Source organism: Mycoavidus sp. HKI (genome assembly GCF_020023735.2).
GTDB lineage: Bacteria > Pseudomonadota > Gammaproteobacteria > Burkholderiales > Burkholderiaceae > Mycoavidus.
Map to the genome: position 1 here is coordinate 903,027 of NZ_CP076444.2, position 17,459 is coordinate 920,485.

A 17,459-nucleotide genomic window follows, 5' to 3' on the forward strand; every position below is an offset into this window, starting at 1 on the left:
TCCGCCGCCGATGTTCACGTCCATGAAGCTGCAACAGTTGTTCCAGATTTCAGGCGGAGCGTGGCATCAGGATGAAGAAGTGCTGCTTGAAGGCATGCCTAATCAATCTGGAGCGCATATCGTTCAGCCTTTGGCAAGGCCAAGAGAGGTTCAATCAGCAGGTAATGTGATGGAGACGCCGATTGCCGAAGGGTTAGATATATTTGACACGGTTATTTTTAGTAAGGGGGTGAAAGCCAATAGAGACAAGGATTATGTGCCGAATGCAGGTTCTGTGGATAATATGGAGCAGTTTTTTAATAAAACAGAGTTTGGTAAGGAAATGAAGCGCGTGACTATTCCTACTAACGAGTTCTATCATGGAGAGAGAATATACAGAGCAACTGACGAAATTGGAGATGAAATAAAAGATGGTGATTTGATGTATTTAGATAAGCACATAAAAATCATTTAGAGGTATATACTAGGAATAGAATTTCCAGAAACGTTTTAAATCTTGATGGAACAATTAATCGAGATAAAACGCGAAAGGTAGAGGGTAGAAGATTGATAAAGTAAAGGGGATGTAATGTTGGATTTTAATAAATTTAAAGCGCGTTTAATTGAATTTCTTCAATCTCATGGTTTGACATATGCTGATCTGAAGACTACGCATAAAAGAACTGGATATGCGTCGTATATTGCTTGGAGAGCTGACTATAACAAATCTTTTAAGAGGGATTTTGAAAAAATAGAGAGAGCGATCGAGCTATATAATAAAGCACTATCAAAAAAAGATATGCTGGCAGCTAAGGCAGGCCTGATGGATGCATATTTAAGAATGGGGTCATTGGCAAGTAGTCCATTCGATGCAATTTCACACGATTTAACAAGAGTGCTTAATAATAAACGTTTCAATTGGCCTTCTTTTAAAAAAGGTTACACTATTCCAAGCAAATATTTTCATAAAGAAAAAAATGAAATTGCTCAAGAAGGATTGGTAAATTTGAATATAATTAGAAACATCTTGATGGACTTAGTTCGGTCTCATGGTGTGAAGGATGAGGAGTTAGAGCGCGTGGATAAACGAACGGGGCATTTAATATGGGGCATCAACCTAAAAAGTGACTTTAATCAAATTTTCAATGAGAAATTGTTAGCTTTGCAAATTGCCTTTGATGTATATGAAAAAGCATCTATACAAAAGGACTGGCGAGCAGTTCGAGCAATTCTTCAAAGAATTAGGTTAATAAGTTTTCAATTTTATAATTTTGCTAGTGCAATTAGAAAGGCGCTAGTAAATGCCTGCTCAGATGAACGTTTTGGGCCCGATTTCCCGGAAGATTATAAAGTGCCAGCGCACTATAACTATAAAGAATAAGCCTGATAAGGCAATGGGTAGAAGATTAAGGAAATAAAATAAAAATCATGTTAGATTTTAATAGATTCAAAGCATGTCTTATGGAATTTCTTCAAACTCATGGTTTGACATATGCTGACCTGAAGGCTTCACACAAAAAAACTGGGTTTTCAATATGGCATATAAATTGGAAAAGTGATTTGAATGATGATTTCAAAGAAGATTTGGATTTATTAAAGAACGCAATTGATTTATATGATAGAGCCTTATCAGAAAAAGATGTGTTGGCTGCTAAGGCAGGTCTTATGAGTGCTTCTATAAGAACTCTCGATTTGTCAACCAGTTCATTCTGGTCAATTTCACATGATTTAACAAAAATACTTAATAATAAGAATTTTAATTGGCCCTCTATTGGCAGAAGTTATGCTATTCCAAAGGAGTATTTGGATAAAGGAATAAGTGAAATTGATCAAAAAGAATTAGTTGATTTAAATAGAATTCAAAAAATTCTGATAGATTTAGTCAGATCTCATGGCGTGACAGATGAAGAATTAAAGCGTGTAAACAAGCGAGCAAAGCGTTTAATATGGGGTATCGACCTGAACAGCGACTTCAATAAAATCTTCTATGAAAAGCTGCTAGCTTTGCAAATAGCTTTTGATGGATATGAAAAAGCATCCATACAAAATGACCGGCGAGCCGCTCGAGCGATTCTTCAGAGGATCAGGTTGATCAACTTTCAGCTCTATCATTTCTTAAGCGCGATTAGAATAGCGTTAGTCAGGGTCTCGGTAGGTGAACGCTTTTGGCCTTCTTTCCCAGAAAATTATAAAATACCTGCGCATTATAATTATAAATAAGTCATCAAGCATAAATGGCTTGCCTTTAAAGCACGAGACCCAGAAACGCTCGAACAAGACATCAATTACGTCCTGAATCATTTCGGATCCATTTATAGATTTAATTGTGCATAATGACTTAAAGAAATTTTGAGAGAAGCACCTCGCTTGGTGGCGGAATATGGAGGAAATCCAAATTACTGGAGTAAAGTTGCAAGTAGAAGTTACCAGACCATTAATAGCGTTGATAAAACCCAGTTTGAAATTAATGCATACTGGAATAAAATTACAGGTCAATTGGTGGAGGCAAAAACAATTATAAAAAGGTAAAAAATGGATAGGTGCCAGATAAATAAAATGCCAGATGTAGAGGCACGTGGTGAATTAGTTGCATTGGCGCAAGCGATGCACCGCTTGCCGCACAACGCTCCCTTTGGTCATCTGAAGCATTAGCGCGGTTGGAGCTAGAGTTCAAAAGCGTTGAGGATTGGGCCAGATCATTTGCGTCGGAGGCGTGTAAGAACTTTATTACGCGTTTCAAAAAATTTGAAGTAAAAGCACGTTTTGAATTAGTTGCTCTGGCGCAAGCAATGCTAGACGGTAAAGTAACTTTTTTTGAAGGCTCGAAACATATGCTTGCGCTCAAGGAGCAGATAAGCGATCTTGTTGATGATGACCCCGATTTTCTTACGTTCGCGGTTATTTTGTCTCTTGCTGAGAAAGGCTCTTTTCAGTCAACTGAAGCATCAATGCATCCCCATTCGAAATTTAAAAGCGCTGAAGAGTGGGCTAAATCATTCGCGCCAAAAGCCTGTGAAAATCTTATTGTACGTTTCAAAAAGATAATCTGAGCAGGGCCTGCAGCAGATTGCTACCTTTGTACACGGACTCCGCTGGGCGCGCGAAAATCAGGCCCTTTGAGTTGTGTATAAGGACATGCGCTAAAGCCTCATTATTTCATACTGATTGATGATCTTCATGAGCTGGGAAAATCAAACTGCTCATCAGCGCTTCTTTTGCCTCCAATCTGGAAGCAGATTGAAGGTATAATAAGCGATTGTCTGCCTTGCGGCGTGCAGCACACGCCATTCTACGCATCTGCTACATGACCCATTTCTCATATTTCCCCGGCGCTTTAGCGCTTTCCAATTTCCGTTGCACGCAGTTGCTACAAATGCTGCAGGCCGTAGATCCTAATATTGTGAGTGTGCGCGCGCGCTATTTGCATTTGGTGCATAGCACTGCGCCGCTGACCTCTGATGAGTCAGCACGGATCGAGGCGCTGCTGCATTATGGTGAACTAGGGCGTGACGAAGATCCCCAAAAAGGTGAGGATTTCTTAGTCATCCCGCGTTTGGGCACAGTCTCACCGTGGGCCAGCAAAGCCACTGAAATTGCCCGTCATTGCGGCTTACAAACCGTGCACCGTATTGAGCGTGGCATTGAATATCGGGTGCTGCTTAAAGCCGGTAGCTTATGGTTTGGCGGCAACCAGACCTTATCAGAGAAAACGCGCGCGGCGATTGCGGATGTGTTGCATGATCGGATGACCCAGACCGTGGTGGCCAGCCGCGCTGACGCGCAGCACTTGTTCGATGAATTACCCGCACAACCCTTACAGAGCATTGATCTTGGCCAAGGCCGGCAAGCCCTTGAAGAGGCTAATCTAGCTCTGGGCCTAGCCCTAACGGCGGATGAAATTGATTATCTGATGGCCGCTTTTGGGCAATTGGGTCGCAATCCAACCGATGTTGAATTAATGATGTTCGCGCAAGCGAATAGTGAGCATTGCCGGCATAAAATTTTTAATGCCCGCTGGACGATTGATGGTGAGCCACAGGATCATTCCCTATTTGAGATGATCAAAAATACGCATGCCTTACACCCGCAAGGCACGATTGTCGCGTATTCGGATAATGCGGCAGTGATGGCAGGCGCTCAGGCACAACGTTGGTTTGCCCAAGGCGAGTCGCAGTGCTATCAACACAGTGAAGGGTTGGTGCATACCTTGATGAAGGTTGAAACGCACAATCATCCAACGGCAATTTCGCCATTTCAGGGCGCGGCAACCGGTGCTGGCGGTGAGATTCGAGATGAAGGCGCAACCGGCCGTGGGGCTCGACCTAAAGCTGGGCTGGCGGGTTTTTCTGTATCTAATCTCCATTTGCCCGGCGCCGTAGCGGCTTGGGAAAACACCCGCGATGGGGCGCCACCTAGCACCGGCAACGCTACCGATACACCTATGCCTTATGGTCGCCCCTCACAAATTGCTGCGCCATTACAAATTATGATCGACGGCCCGCTTGGCGCGGCTGCTTTCAATAACGAATTTGGCCGACCCAACTTGGGCGGTTATTTCCGCGTGTACGAGCAAAAGGTTGCGCAACGCATGCGTGGCTACCATAAGCCGATTATGATTGCGGGCGGAATCGGCAGTATTGCTGATGAACTCACGCATAAAATTGATTTCCCAGCAGAGACCTTGTTGGTGCAAATTGGCGGACCCGGAATGCGGATCGGCATGGGGGGCGGGGCGGCGAGTTCAATGGCAACCGGCGCGAACACCGCCGAGCTTGATTTTGATTCAGTCCAGCGTGGTAACCCCGAGATGCAACGCCGTGCGCAAGAAGTGATTAACGCGTGCTGGCAGTTGGGCGCAGATAATCCCATTCTGAGTATTCATGATGTGGGCGCAGGCGGTTTATCGAATGCCTTGCCCGAGTTAGTAGAAGGGGCAAAAAAAGGCGCGCGTTTTGAACTCAACGCGGTGCCGCTAGAAGAAAGTGGCCTATCGCCTCGTGAAATATGGAGTAATGAGGCGCAAGAGCGTTACGTCCTCGCGATCTCACCCGCTGCGCTTAAAGCCTTTGAAGCCATGTGCCTACGCGAACGCTGCCCGTTTGCAGTCGTTGGCATAGCCACCGACGAACAGCATTTGCAACTGGTCGACGTCAATCGGCCAGCGCCGGCAGCCCAGCCAGTTGATTTGCCACTCGACGTCTTGTTTGGCAAAGCGCCACAGATGCAGCGCCAAGTGAGCCGTACGCAACCGCTATTGGAGCCGCTCGAATTAACCGGACTGGTGCTAGCGGAGATTGCTGTGGCGGTTCTTAAGCATCCGAGCGTAGCGAGTAAATCATTTTTAATTACGATTGGCGACCGCACGGTTGGCGGTTTATCGGTGCGTGATCAAATGGTCGGTCCATGGCAAGTGCCGGTCGCCGACTGCGCGATTACAGCGCTAGACTACGCCGGCTACCGGGGCGAAGCGATGACCATGGCAGAGCGTGCGCCGCTCGCGGTCATCAATGCGCCTGCCTCTGGCCGGATTGCGTTAGGCGAAGCGATTACGAATCTTGCTGCCGCACCGATTGCCGCCTTGACTGAGGTTAAGCTCTCAGCCAACTGGATGGCCGCCTGTGGCAGCCCTGGCGAAGATGCGGCGCTCTACGATACGGTGCGCGCCATTGGCCTTGAACTGTGTCCAGCGCTGGGTATCAGCATTCCGGTCGGCAAAGATTCATTATCGATGCGCACCCAATGGCAAGACAATGGAATTGATAAAGAAGTGACTTCCCCGGTTTCGCTGATTATTTCTGCGTTTGCACCGGTGACAGATATACGTCATCACCTGACCCCTCAATTGCGCCGCACCGAAGAAAAAGATGACACGATATTGATCGCTATCGATCTGGGGCGGGCGCGTCACCGGCTGGGTGCCAGCATCCTAGCGCAGGTTACGCAGCAAGTCGGCGATACCACGCCGGACCTGGATGATCCGCAAGATGTGCAGCGTTTTTTTACCGCCATCCAGCAGCTGAATGCGCAACGCAAATTACTGGCCTATCATGACCGTTCGGATGGTGGCTTCTTTACCACTGTCTGCGAAATGGCCTTTGCGGGCCATATCGGCGTATCGCTGAATATCGATATGCTGATGTTGGAAGCGGCCCATGAATCCGATTATGGCGACGCCAAAAATTGGGCGCAGCAAATCACCGGCCGGCGCGAAGAGCAAACCCTGCGGGCGCTCTTTACGGAAGAACTCGGCGCGGTGATCCAAGTGCGCGCGCAAGATCGCGATGCGGTTTTTGCTCTTTTGCGCGAACACGAACTGGCTGCATGTAGTCATGTGATTGGCAAACCCAATGCAGAAGACACGATTGAGATTTGGCGCGATACCAAAAAAATATTTAGTGCATCACGAGCCGAGTTGCAGCGCGCGTGGAGCGAGCCGAGCTGGCGCATCGCGCGTTTGCGTGATAATCCGCTGTGCGCAGATAGCGAGTACGATGCATTGCTTACGACTGATGATCCCGGTTTGTCGACACAGCTGAGTTTTAATCCTAGCGACGACATTGCTGCACCATTTATTGCAACCGGCGTGCGGCCGCGAGTGGCCATTTTGCGGGAGCAGGGCGTGAATTCGCATCTCGAAATGGCCTACGCTTTTGATCGCGCCGGCTTTGCTGCGCATGATGTTCATATGAGCGATTTGCTGGCTGGCCGGGCGACGCTAGCCGAGTTCACTGGGCTAGTGGCCTGTGGTGGTTTTTCTTATGGTGATGTGTTGGGGGCGGGCGAAGGCTGGGCCAAAACCATCCAATTCAATACCGCACTGGCGGCAATGTTTGCTGAGTTCTTTACGCGCGGCGATACCTTTGCGCTTGGCGTATGCAATGGCTGTCAAATGATGAGTGCGCTGGCGGAGATGATTCCTGGCGCACACGCCTGGCCTAAATTCACCCGTAATAAATCGGAGCAATTTGAAGCGCGGCTATCGCTGGTTGAAGTTCAGCCCTCGCCATCTTTATTTTTTGCAGGCATGGCGGGTTCGCGCCTGCCGGTTGCAGTGGCGCATGGCGAAGGCTATGCTGATTTCTCGCAGCAAGGTAACATGGATGAAATTAATCATCACTTAACCGCACTCCGTTATATTGATCACGACGGTGCGCCAACTGAGCGTTACCCGTTCAATCCAAATGGCTCACCCGCCGGCCTGACTGGCGTGACGACACCCGATGGCCGTTTTACTGTATTAATGCCCCATCCAGAGCGGGTATTTAGGACGGTGCAAATGAGCTGGCATCCTGACCATTGGGCGGAAGAGAGTCCATGGCTTAGGATTTTCCGTAACGCGCGGCGCTGGCTTGGGTAAAGCGAACTACGCAAAGGGTGGGAAAAATAGCGCTATGGACCCCAAAGATACGCTCAAAAAATCTGCTCAAGAATGGCGCCAGCAGCTCTCTGATATAGCCTATAAAGTGACGCAGCAAGCGGCCACTGAACCGGCTTTCAGCGGCGCTTACTGGGATCACTGGCAAGCTGGCGTATATCAATGTGTGTGCTGCGGTACACCACTTTTTGAGTCGGCGGCCAAATTTGATGCGGCGTGTGGCTGGCCAAGTTTTGATCGGCCGGTGGCCAGTGAGACAATTGAAGAGAAGACGGACCATTCTCACCAAATGACACGAGTTGAAGTTCGCTGCCAGAAATGCGCAGCCCACCTCGGGCATGTATTTACCGATGGTCCAACTCAAACCGGGCAACGCTACTGTATTAACTCAGCTGCGTTACAATTCGACCCTAAACCTGAATAGCTTAAGACTTAAACCGGCAATTAATTGACTCTATAGACATATCAATGAAATTCTTATTCGATCTCTTTCCCGTTGCCCTTTTTTTTGTTGCTTTCAAAGTGTGGGGCATTTTTGTAGCAACGGCGGTGACAATCGTTGCAACCCTTGCGCAGATCGCCTGGGTTGCCTTCCGCCATCGTAAGGTAGAGCCTGCTTTATGGGTCAGCCTAGGGGTGATTGTTGTGCTCGGCGGCTCGACCCTTTTGTTGCGTGATGAAATGTTTATCAAATGGAAACCCACCGTCCTGTACTGGGTATTTGCATTGACCCTGCTCATTTCGCGATTTGCTTTTGATAAAAACTTAATGCAAGCGATGCTGGGCAAAAAAATCGTACTGCCGCAGCGCGCTTGGAGCGCCTTGAATTCGGCTTGGGCTGGTTTTTTTGTGGTCTTAGGCTGCTTAAATTTGGCTATTGCCTATCAGTTCTCAACCGATACTTGGGTCAACTTCAAGCTGTTCGGTGGTACTGCCTTGATGTTTATTTTTATCATTATCCAAAGTATTTGGTTAACCCGATATTTAAAGAGTGAGTAATCTATGTCTGTTTGGTCTGATAATCCGCTTGCAGTGATTGAAACGCGGCTGCGCGATGCGCTGGCGCCGCTCTATCTAACTGTAGACGATGACGGTGCGCAGCATGTAGGTCATGCCGGCGCAAAATCTGGCGGGCATTTTAGCGTAACCGTGGTGTCCACGAGCTTTGCTGGCAAAACTCGGGTAGCGCGTCATCGCTTGATTTATGATGCGCTGGACGATGCTATGCAAGGCGCGATTCACGCACTTGCCATCGCTGCCTATACGCCAGAAGAATTTGATGCGCTCTCTAGCAAAACTCAGGCTATTTCGTAGTAGAATTGCAGCCTTTGTTGCATTGACAATCAAAAAGGGCCTCTAGCTCATGCTTGGTTAGAGCAGCGGACTCATAATCCGTTGGTGCCGGGTTCGACTCCCGGGGGGCCCACCATTTGGGATTGCAACATGCGTAATTCGATTCTAGGTCTTACCTGACAAGGGGCTTCGTGCGGAAGCTCTGCGCACCCAGCTATCCAACTCCCCATAGCCAATAAAACGATCAAAATTTACTTCTTCCTCTTTATTCTTATCAATTTTTAAGTAACAAAAAACGCCCTTCGAACGTGCGGCAAACGGATTAAGAAATTTCTGGTATTTTTTGTTGGGCAGCAACCTAGTAGGGGCCGGTACGTTGTCCCTCATACTCGACGTATAACTCGCTGTCGAACAAACCCCAAAGCAGCAATACCCATTCGCCGGCAAGGTCAGGTTCTACCTCGTAAGTCCATACCTTCGACCGAGACGCGGGCATCGACGCCGCTCCGGTTCACGGGCAAAGCGGCAGAATTGCTCCCAGGCACACATTTCGCGGATGCCCTCCTTGGGTAAGTTAGCCAGCCAGTCCTCGATGCGTGAATGCGGTTCTGAATGGTGATCTTGCCGGTTATAACGTAGCAGATAGCGCATCAGCCATTCGTTGGCCTGTTTTTCAGTTTATGGCTTGTGGAAGTGATATGGCGTCTCATGCGCCTCCTTGACGGTCCGAAAGGGCCGCTCAACCTTTCCCTTAGATCGGGCCGTCACGCGCTCACCATCTTTGTTGGCCGGAATATGCGCTTTCCATTCAATTTCTAACGCTTGCATCACGTTCTAAAAAACACTGCTTTTGGCAACCTGGCCATTGTCAAGACCGCGATCACTTCGCAATAACGTTGCAGCTCTGACTCTGGCAGTACACGCGGTTTGCCGTGGTCAATACGGTATGTTGCGCGGGGCTTTAGAAAGTCCTTTAGGGCACGGTACACTGCACTGATCGAGATACCATAAAGTTCAGTTGTGGCTGATATTTGTGCAGATCGCTCAGGGCTTTTATACGGTAAGCGATCCAGCCGCTGCCGCAAACGCAACAGCGCATCTGGCGGAATCTGCTTACGCCACCCGGCTGACATGACTCTTATCCTTATCGAGATAGTTGTACAACGTTGATTTGGAAATACCCGTCATTTGGCAAATTTCATCGATAGTGTGATGGCGTATCGTGATACAGCTTGAGCGCCAGCGCTCGTTTTACAGGATCAAGGCGTTTCGGCCTATCACCCATACGGCCACGTGCGCGCGCTGCTCCCATACCCGCTTGTGTGCGTTCTCGGACGAGATTGCTCTCGAACTCAGCAAGCGCGCAGAATAGATGAAATATCAGTTTTCCACCGCTCGATGTGGTATCAATATTCTCCTGCAAGCTGCGTAATCGAGCCTTTGCGGTTTCGAGATCTTCCACCAGTTGAATCAAATTCTTCGGCGATCGGCCAAGCCGGTCCAAGCGCCAGATAACAACCGTATCACCGGCGCGTAGCGCATTCATAAGCGCAGTCAGCCCAGTACGCTCCACCTTGGCTCAGTTCACGTAAATCCAAATTATCAGACGTGCCCATATCTTTATTTTTCAGATCGTGAAATATTCTGAAGTGAAAAGAGAGGGCATGGCTCACAAAAATATCAGCCATGCTTTGCCAAAATTAGACCTTTTCCCCTACAATTCAATCCAATTGTCTATGTGGACGATAGGGTCTTTGAGAGGAATGCGCAAAATAGGCGGCGTACTCCCTATTTTTAGGCTCGACCTATTGTTAAAAATCTTAAGAAATTGGACTTTTCTACACTGCTCGTTCACTGAGCCGAACAGGGGTTAGAAAATACCCGTATAAGGAACATGATGTTACCTGTCAGTAGCATGTTTTCGAGATCCGATCCTGTTGCACGGGGGCAGCTTGCTGCCCAAACACCTCAACAGATGTTTGAGCAAGTTCAGCGCTATAAAGAAGCAGCAGATTGGTATAAAAGAGAGGATCAAGCCGTTGAGGCAGAAAAACACTATAAAGTAGCCCAAGAATTAGTTGAAGAAGTGATGAAAACAACTTCTATCGATTTTCAAACGAGCAAAGTGTTTGAGTCAATTTATTCGGAATACAGTGGGTTATTAAAGGCGCTAGGACGGACATCAGAAGCTGCCATATTAGACCAAAAGAAACGGACTCTTTTTGAGCGGGATAAGGCCAGTGGCGCTTCTTCGAGAAAGCGGGAGGTCGAGCGTGGGTCAAGTAGCGAACACTTAAATAAAAAAAACTATGCGGCTATACTCGAACTTCGATCTGCGCAAAGGGTGCCGGATACAGTTTTATCTAGCGGTCTCAACTCTGCCTCAATATCTTTACAGCATCCAGTTGCCTCGTCTGCAGAGGGAAAAAGCGCGCAGGTAGACTATCTGTTTGAAAAAGCGCTGTCAACACTGGGATCGTTAGAGGTGTCCAATAAACCCAGCCTTTTTCTGGTGTATGCCCACGACAATCCCGATCACGGAGAGGCTAAGGCTTCTACGTCTAAAGATTTAATCAAACAGTTATCTAAAATCCAAGTCATCCTGTATTCCGATCAAGCGCCGATGGCGCAACCGTATTCAAGCTCTAGAGAAGAGTTACAAGAGGACGCTCGATTAGAAAATATCTTAAGCAATCAGCTCTGTTTGTTGCCTACTCAGTTAAAAAAAGGAGTGAAACCGGTCGACAAGGTCGTCGTGTGTTGCTCTGCAGTATTAGGAAGCTACCTAAAATGGTCGGACTATAAAGAATTTCATCAAAAACTTCAAACGGCCTATCTCGAAGATCGAAAAGCCTATCTCGAAGACGATGAACAAGCGAGTGCTGTGGCCATACGTCAGGTGGTCAGAAAATTTTCGCAAGCGCCTGCCTATAAGGCCGGGTTCCATCATGTGTTGACAGAAATGGCTTTTTTGGAAATTCGAGCAGAGGAGCGGGGGGAGGATAAGCACGGCATTATTCCGGTTTCCTTAACTCCAGATAGCTATGCGCAATGCTTGGGGCGTTTTATTACATCGACCACCGTGCGCATGGAGGATATGCTCCGATTTGACAGGAATAGCAAAGCAGAACAGGACGTGCATGCGCATCAAAAAAGTCAGCACATCGTCCTTTTTAAGCTCATCGATCGGCTTTTAGCGAGCAGCGATGAGGCCAAAACGTTTCTGAGCACGTTTTGGAAGGCGTACACCGAATTTGTTTCTGAGCCTTTAACGCCGGGCGGGCTTGAGTTTACGAGGTTAGTAGACGCTATCTTCGATGACATACGGACAGCGCTGCATAGCCAACTTGCCCGGGATCTCCCCCAAATGCGCATGCTGCACACGGAGATACAAAAAAAACTGCTGACATCCAACCTCTCCTTAATAGATCTGCGCAAAGCGCTGTACCAGCATTATCAATTATCCAATCTCTCGATTCAGCGGGTATCAGGCGATAAAGCATCGCTAGATGACTGCTATATCAATCTGGCGATCGTTGAAAGCCAGGCGCAACGGGAAAAAGATAAAAAAGAGCTGGAAAAGCAAGCCGCAACTTTTGAGCGCCTACCGAGCAGTGAACGGCTTGAGGCAACCAATCCAAATAAATTGATTGAATTAGAGAAGCTTTTTGAGACACAGAAATTACGAAACGGCTCAGAAGGCGTACCCAAACGGATTCTAATTCAGGGACGAGCGGGGATAGGCAAGACCACGTTATGTAAAAAGCTGGTATACGAATATCATGAGAATGGGCTTTGGCAGGATCGGTTTGAAAGCGTGTTGTGGGTACCATTACGACAACTCAAGACGCGCGCCCCAAAATGCTTAGAAGACTTGCTCTGTAATCAGTATTTTGTGGGTTATGAAAGTAGCCAAGCGCAGGCGCTATCGAAAGTTTTGCACGCGCATCAAGGCAAAACGCTTTTTATTCTAGATGGTTTAGATGAGGTAGCTAGTGAACTGCGTGGAGAAAATCAGTTAGGAACCTTTCTCAGAGTATTACTTGCGAAGGAACATGTTGTCATTACTTCCCGACCTACCGGAGTCAATGTAAACGAACTTAATAAACTTGATTTAGAATTAGAAACGGTCGGGTTTAGTCAAGCCAATGTGCAGGCTTATATTCAAAAGTTTGCGCCTGAATTTCAGCAAACAGCTATTAAGCGGTTTATAAAAGAAATGCCGTTGATTCAGGGTTTGGTGAATATCCCAATTCAATTAGATGCGCTCTGTTATAGCTGGGATAAGCTACCCAAAGGGCAAGAAGTGACGATGGCGATGTTATATCAGGCCATAATAGATAAATTATGGCGTAAAGACAGTATACGCTTAGAGAAAAAAGAAGAGGGTCAGTTATTAGAACCTCATGAGATCGAAGATTTGTCAGAGTTTGAGCTAGAAGAAGTGATGGCGGCTGAGATCAATTATCTAAGCTACTTAGCATTTAAAGGCCTAGAGGCAGAGAAAATAGAATTTAGCCGACAGGAATTAAGTCAGCGTAAAAACGAATTGAATAAGATATCTTTTACAAGAAAAAAATTACCCCTCAATTTCACCACGAATCTGAAAAAAACCTCCTATTTACATACAGCTGATGCATCGCGCCCTGAATCCGAGCGCCACTATCACTTTTTGCATTTAACGTTTCAGGAATTTTTTGCGGCTAAATTTTTGGTGCAGCGTCTACAAGCGGAGGCAAAATTAGAAGGGACGCCTATTTTAGAAAAAGTGAATGCTACCGGCTTAGGGGCAGTGCCAAACCAAGAGGGATTTGAAGCATTTATCGCATTACATAAATATAATCCGCGTTATGAAATCGTGTGGTGGATGGTAGCAGGGCTGCTCGAAGGCGCTGAGCTAGAGTGCTTTTTTACCCTATTGAGAACAGCCCCGCGTGATTTGATCGGCATGCGTCATCAGCAGGTGATGGTGGGTTGCCTGAATGAGGCACGGGCGCGGCTCACTCAATGGAATAAAGAGATCGTCTCTAAATTAGAAAAAGAGTTAATGCAGTGGTTGCACTTCGAACTGAAGTTAAAGGATGGCCCTAGTACATTAGGTTGCCAGACGGCCTTTCCAGAACGTCTACTGTTCAAATGTCTGGATGAATCGGTAGTTCCTAAAGATAAGATCTTCAATACCTTAGGAGAACGCGTAATTTTGTCCGACGTGGCTGTTAAAACCTTGATCGATGCCCTAAAGGATCGAGAAAGAGATGTTAGGTCTTCGGCAGCTAGTGCATTAGAGAAGCAGAAAATGCTGTCCGACGCGGCTGTTGAAGCTTTGATCGATGCTTTGAAGCATAAAATTTGGTATGTCAGGACTGCGGCAGCCAATGTGTTAGGCCACCAGGCAACGCTGTCCGGCGAGGTCGTTGAAGCCTTAATCAGTGCTTTAAAAGATCAAGATAGAGATGTCAGGGCTACAGCAGCCAGCGCGTTAGAAAAGCAGAAAACGCTGTCCCAATTGGCTGTTGACGCCTTGAGCAGTGTCAGAATGACGGTAACCAATGCGCTAGAGGTGCAGGGAGGAATGCCCCAAACAACTGTTAAGGCTGAAGCCTTGAAGGACGAGAATTGGCTAACTGAAGATGCCAGGTCTGTGGCAGTCTATGCGTTAGGAAAGCAGGAAGCGCTGTCCGACGCGGACCTTGGGACCTTGAGCGGCAATTTAAAGCGTAAGGATTGGTATGCTAAGGTTAAGGCAGTCCGTGCGTTAGGAGGCCAGAGTCCGTTGTCCGAAGCCGCTGTGCAGGCCTTGATAGGTGCTTGTCAGGATAATAATCGGATTGTCAGGTCTGCGGCAGCCAGGGCGTTAGGAGGCCAGAGTCCGTTGTCCGAAGCCGCTGTGCAGGCCTTGATAGGTGCTTGTCAGGATAATAATCGGATTGTCAGGTCTGCGGCAGCCAGGGCGTTAGGACGCCAGAGTTCGTTGTCCGAAGCCGCTGTGCAGGCCTTGATAGGCGCTTTACAACATAAAAATAAGGATGTCAGGTCTACGGCAACTAGGGTGTTAGGAGGCCAGAATCCGTTGTCCGAAGCCACTGTGCAGGCCTTGATAGGCGCTTTACAACATAAAAATAAGGATGTCAGGTCTACGGCAGCTAGTGTGTTAGGAGGCCAGAGTCCGTTGTCCGAAGCCGCTGTGCAGGCCTTGATAGGTGCTTGTCAGGATAATGATCGGATTGTCAGGTCTGCGGCAGCCAGTGCGTTAGGAGGCCGGAGCACGTTGTCCGAAGCTGCCGTACGGGCCTTGATAGGCGCTTTACAGCATGAAAATGAGGATGTCAGATCTTTGGCAATTAGCGTGTTAGAGAAGCAGGAAACACTGTCCGATGCGGCCATTGAGGCCTTGAGTTGTACTTTAAAGGATCAAGCATGGTCTGTCAGGACTGCCGCAGTCCGTGTTTTAGAAAGCAAGGCAATGTTATCCGACAGGGCAGTTGAGGCTTTAATTGGCGCTTTAAAGGATCAAGCATGGTCTGTCAGGACTGCAGCAGCCAGTGCGTTAGAGAAGCATGAAACCCTATCTGACACTGCCGTTGAAGTCTTGAGCGGCGCTTTAAAGAACCAAGCGTGGGATGCCAAGATTGCGGCAGCCCGTGTATTAGGGAGGCAGAAAGCGCTGCCCGGCGCGGCCGTTGAGGCCTTAATCGGTGCTTTAAAGGATCAAGATCGGTATGTCAGAGCAACTGTAAACCGTGCGTTAAATGCGCATTTAAATCAGCTTTTCATCACATTTCCTAGCTTGGCATCTGAGCAGATAAAATCACTTTATACTCAATTTTTGTTCCCATTGAGCTGTAGAGAAACTATTTCATTGACTATACATCAGGGCAATCAACTGCGCTTATATACGGCGACTGAGCCGGGGAAATCCATTGAACTCATGAGCGAACAAATTGAAGTTATGGTTAAAGCTTTAAGAGCGGTCCGTGCGGAAGTGCAAATTCCGATATTACCGGAGGAAGAGCGATTGCTTATGGAGGAGTGAAATACACATTTAAGGCCTAATTGGTGAGTAGTCCGAGGGAATCTCACCCCCAAGACCGGGTGACCGGAGGCAGTCACCCGCCCCCGGGGTAGTGTCAGGAATTTTGTGTGAAAGAAGTCATATGATATGAAGTTAATAAAAAGGGAAGCATATGACGAAGATAGACAAAGGGATATTAGATAAATTTCTAGAGGGAGTAGATCTGTCCAATCCTCAATCGATATTTACAGAAGGTGGGTTGTTTGGTCAGCTTAAAAAGTCACTGGCAGAAAGAATATTGCAGGCTGAGTTAGAACATCATCTTGAGCAAGAGCGCAGCACAGGAGAGATAAAGAATAATCATAAAAATGGCAGTAGCAAGAAATCAGTCTTAGCATCAGAAGACAAGCTGGAGCTAGACATACCGCGAGATCGAGAGGGGAGTTTCACTCCACAATTGATAGCTAAGCATCAGAGGAGGCTGCCGGGCTTTGACGATAAAGTGGTCTCGCTTTACGCGCGAGGTTTACCGGTGCGGGAAATTCAAGCCCATTTAACAGAGCTGTATGGCTTGGAGGTATCGCCCGATCTGATCTCAAAGATCACCTCCGAAGTAATGGATGAGGTCAAGGAATGGCAGAGCCGGCCGCTAGAGCCGATGTATCCGCTGGTGTTTTTTGATGCGTTACGGGTCAAAATCCGTGATGAGGGCAGCGTTAAAAACAAAGCGGTCTATCTTGCCTTAGGTGTGCGGCCAGACGGTACCAAGGAAATTCTAGGCATTTGGATTGAACAAACTGAAGGGGCAAAATTCTGGTTGAGGGTGATGACGGAGCTTAAAAATCGAGGGCTGGCTGACGTATTAATCGCCGTAGTGGATGGACTAAAAGGTTTCCCAGAAGCCATTACAGCGGTCTTTCCACAAGCGCAAATCCAGACCTGTATTGTGCATTTAATTCGTAATAGTCTGGATTTTGTGAGCTGGAAAAACCGTAAAGCCGTCGCGGCAGAATTAAAAACAATTTATCGCGCCACAACCGAGGCCGCTCTGGCGCTTGAGGCCTTTGCTGAGGGTCCGTGGGGGCTGAAATATCCGCCGATTGCCTCAATTTGGCAGCGCCATTGGCAAGAAGTGATTCCCTTCTTTGCTTACCCGCAAGAGGTCCGTAAAATTATTTATACGACCAATGCCATCGAAAGCCTACATATGCAGGTGCGTAAGGTCATTAAAAATCGAGGTCATTTCCCGAATGACCAAGCTGCTATTAAGCTTATTTATTTGGCTTTGCGAAATATCACTAAAGATTGGAAAATGCCACCGATCACATGGCGGACTGCAAAAGTTCAATTTGCCATTTTATTTGGCGATCGTTTTACAGCCTCATTATAAGAAGCTGTAAAATTTAACCGTGACTTCGGACACACAAAAAATCTGACAGGCTCGCCCCCGGTTCCCACAGATCGTAGCGTGCGGATTTCCCGCACTACGCTCTTCAGCAGTTGATTCACAGCACCGCGATAGCTTGCAACGCCTGATAGGGAAGATGCAGCTTTGATCGCATTAATGGAAATCGCTTCTTGATCTTCTGAAATGCCTCCCAGGTAACGCCGCCTGAGCGACTCCGGCTGCTCAACATCTTGCGCCAGTAACGCTCCACCGCTCTATCTACATTCTGCAATGCCCGGAAGTTCCCGGCAATGCCATAGTAGGTATAGTGGCCACGTAATACCCGATTGAGCTTCCCGAATCGATAAATGCCTCACTTGACGCATCAGGCGTCAAACAGCGCCCAAAATTTG

15 protein-coding genes and 1 tRNA gene are annotated in these 17,459 nt (G+C 47.6%); 11 read left to right on the forward strand and 5 right to left on the reverse strand.

Annotated features, from left to right (window positions below):
- The first annotated feature begins 22 nt into the window (after window positions 1–22).
- The 9 genes from KMZ15_RS03765 to KMZ15_RS03805 all read left to right on the forward strand — a co-directional run bounded on the left by KMZ15_RS03765 (window position 23) and on the right by KMZ15_RS03805 (window position 8,783).
- Entirely contained in the window at window positions 23–454 is a 432-nt protein-coding gene (locus KMZ15_RS03765; RefSeq protein ID WP_223694351.1) for a hypothetical protein, read from the forward strand.
- Window positions 455–568: 114 nt separating this feature from the next.
- On the forward strand, window positions 569–1,360 hold the full coding sequence (locus tag KMZ15_RS03770; protein WP_223694353.1) for a hypothetical protein: 792 nt from the start codon (window positions 569–571) through the stop codon (window positions 1,358–1,360).
- 47 nt (window positions 1,361–1,407) lie between these two features.
- The gene (locus KMZ15_RS03775) at window positions 1,408–2,199 is read left to right on the forward strand and encodes a hypothetical protein (RefSeq protein WP_223694355.1); all 792 of its coding nucleotides are present in this window, start codon (window positions 1,408–1,410) and stop codon (window positions 2,197–2,199) included.
- Window positions 2,200–2,636: 437 nt separating this feature from the next.
- Entirely contained in the window at window positions 2,637–3,029 is a 393-nt protein-coding gene (locus KMZ15_RS03780; RefSeq protein ID WP_223694357.1) for a DUF2489 domain-containing protein, read from the forward strand.
- A 254-nt stretch (window positions 3,030–3,283) separates the two neighbouring features.
- On the forward strand, window positions 3,284–7,336 hold the full coding sequence (gene purL / locus KMZ15_RS03785) for a phosphoribosylformylglycinamidine synthase (RefSeq protein WP_223694359.1): 4,053 nt from the start codon (window positions 3,284–3,286) through the stop codon (window positions 7,334–7,336).
- Between the two features lie 34 nt (window positions 7,337–7,370).
- Entirely contained in the window at window positions 7,371–7,778 is a 408-nt protein-coding gene (gene msrB, locus KMZ15_RS03790) for a peptide-methionine (R)-S-oxide reductase MsrB (protein WP_223694362.1), read from the forward strand.
- Window positions 7,779–7,822: 44 nt separating this feature from the next.
- Window positions 7,823–8,353, forward strand: coding sequence for a septation protein A (locus KMZ15_RS03795; protein ID WP_223694364.1), 531 nt, complete (start codon window positions 7,823–7,825; stop codon window positions 8,351–8,353).
- A gap of 3 nt (window positions 8,354–8,356) precedes the next feature.
- A complete protein-coding gene (locus KMZ15_RS03800; RefSeq protein WP_223694367.1) occupies window positions 8,357–8,668 on the forward strand; it encodes a BolA family transcriptional regulator in 312 nt (103 codons plus the stop codon).
- Window positions 8,669–8,704: 36 nt separating this feature from the next.
- Window positions 8,705–8,783, forward strand: a tRNA-Ile gene (locus KMZ15_RS03805).
- A 222-nt stretch (window positions 8,784–9,005) separates the two neighbouring features.
- Here the strand turns inward: KMZ15_RS03805 and KMZ15_RS03810 are convergent.
- From KMZ15_RS03810 to KMZ15_RS03825, 4 genes are all read right to left on the reverse strand, one after another.
- Window positions 9,006–9,143 (reverse strand): hypothetical protein, encoded by a 138-nt coding sequence (locus KMZ15_RS03810; RefSeq protein WP_223694369.1) that lies wholly within the window; start codon window positions 9,141–9,143, stop codon window positions 9,006–9,008.
- A 182-nt stretch (window positions 9,144–9,325) separates the two neighbouring features.
- Window positions 9,326–9,475 (reverse strand): hypothetical protein, encoded by a 150-nt coding sequence (locus tag KMZ15_RS03815; RefSeq protein ID WP_223694371.1) that lies wholly within the window; start codon window positions 9,473–9,475, stop codon window positions 9,326–9,328.
- Entirely contained in the window at window positions 9,475–9,780 is a 306-nt protein-coding gene (locus tag KMZ15_RS03820; protein WP_223694373.1) for a hypothetical protein, read from the reverse strand. The genes KMZ15_RS03815 and KMZ15_RS03820 overlap by 1 nt, the downstream gene beginning before the upstream one ends.
- A 65-nt stretch (window positions 9,781–9,845) precedes the next feature.
- Window positions 9,846–10,220, reverse strand: coding sequence for a recombinase family protein (locus KMZ15_RS03825; protein WP_223694375.1), 375 nt, complete (start codon window positions 10,218–10,220; stop codon window positions 9,846–9,848).
- Between the two features lie 342 nt (window positions 10,221–10,562).
- On the opposite strand from KMZ15_RS03825, the gene KMZ15_RS03830 reads away from it, so the two are divergent.
- Window positions 10,563–15,680: a HEAT repeat domain-containing protein gene (locus KMZ15_RS03830; protein ID WP_223694378.1), complete on the forward strand. Its 5,118-nt coding sequence runs from the start codon at window positions 10,563–10,565 to the stop codon at window positions 15,678–15,680.
- A gap of 151 nt (window positions 15,681–15,831) precedes the next feature.
- On the forward strand, window positions 15,832–17,049 hold the full coding sequence (locus KMZ15_RS03835; protein ID WP_223694381.1) for an IS256 family transposase: 1,218 nt from the start codon (window positions 15,832–15,834) through the stop codon (window positions 17,047–17,049).
- Between the two features lie 115 nt (window positions 17,050–17,164).
- On the opposite strand, the gene KMZ15_RS08970 is transcribed toward KMZ15_RS03835, so the two are convergent.
- Window positions 17,165–17,416 carry a group II intron maturase-specific domain-containing protein gene (locus tag KMZ15_RS08970; protein ID WP_223694676.1) on the reverse strand — a complete coding sequence of 84 codons (252 nt, stop codon included), beginning with the start codon at window positions 17,414–17,416 and terminating at the stop codon, window positions 17,165–17,167.
- Window positions 17,417–17,459: the final 43 nt, after the last annotated feature.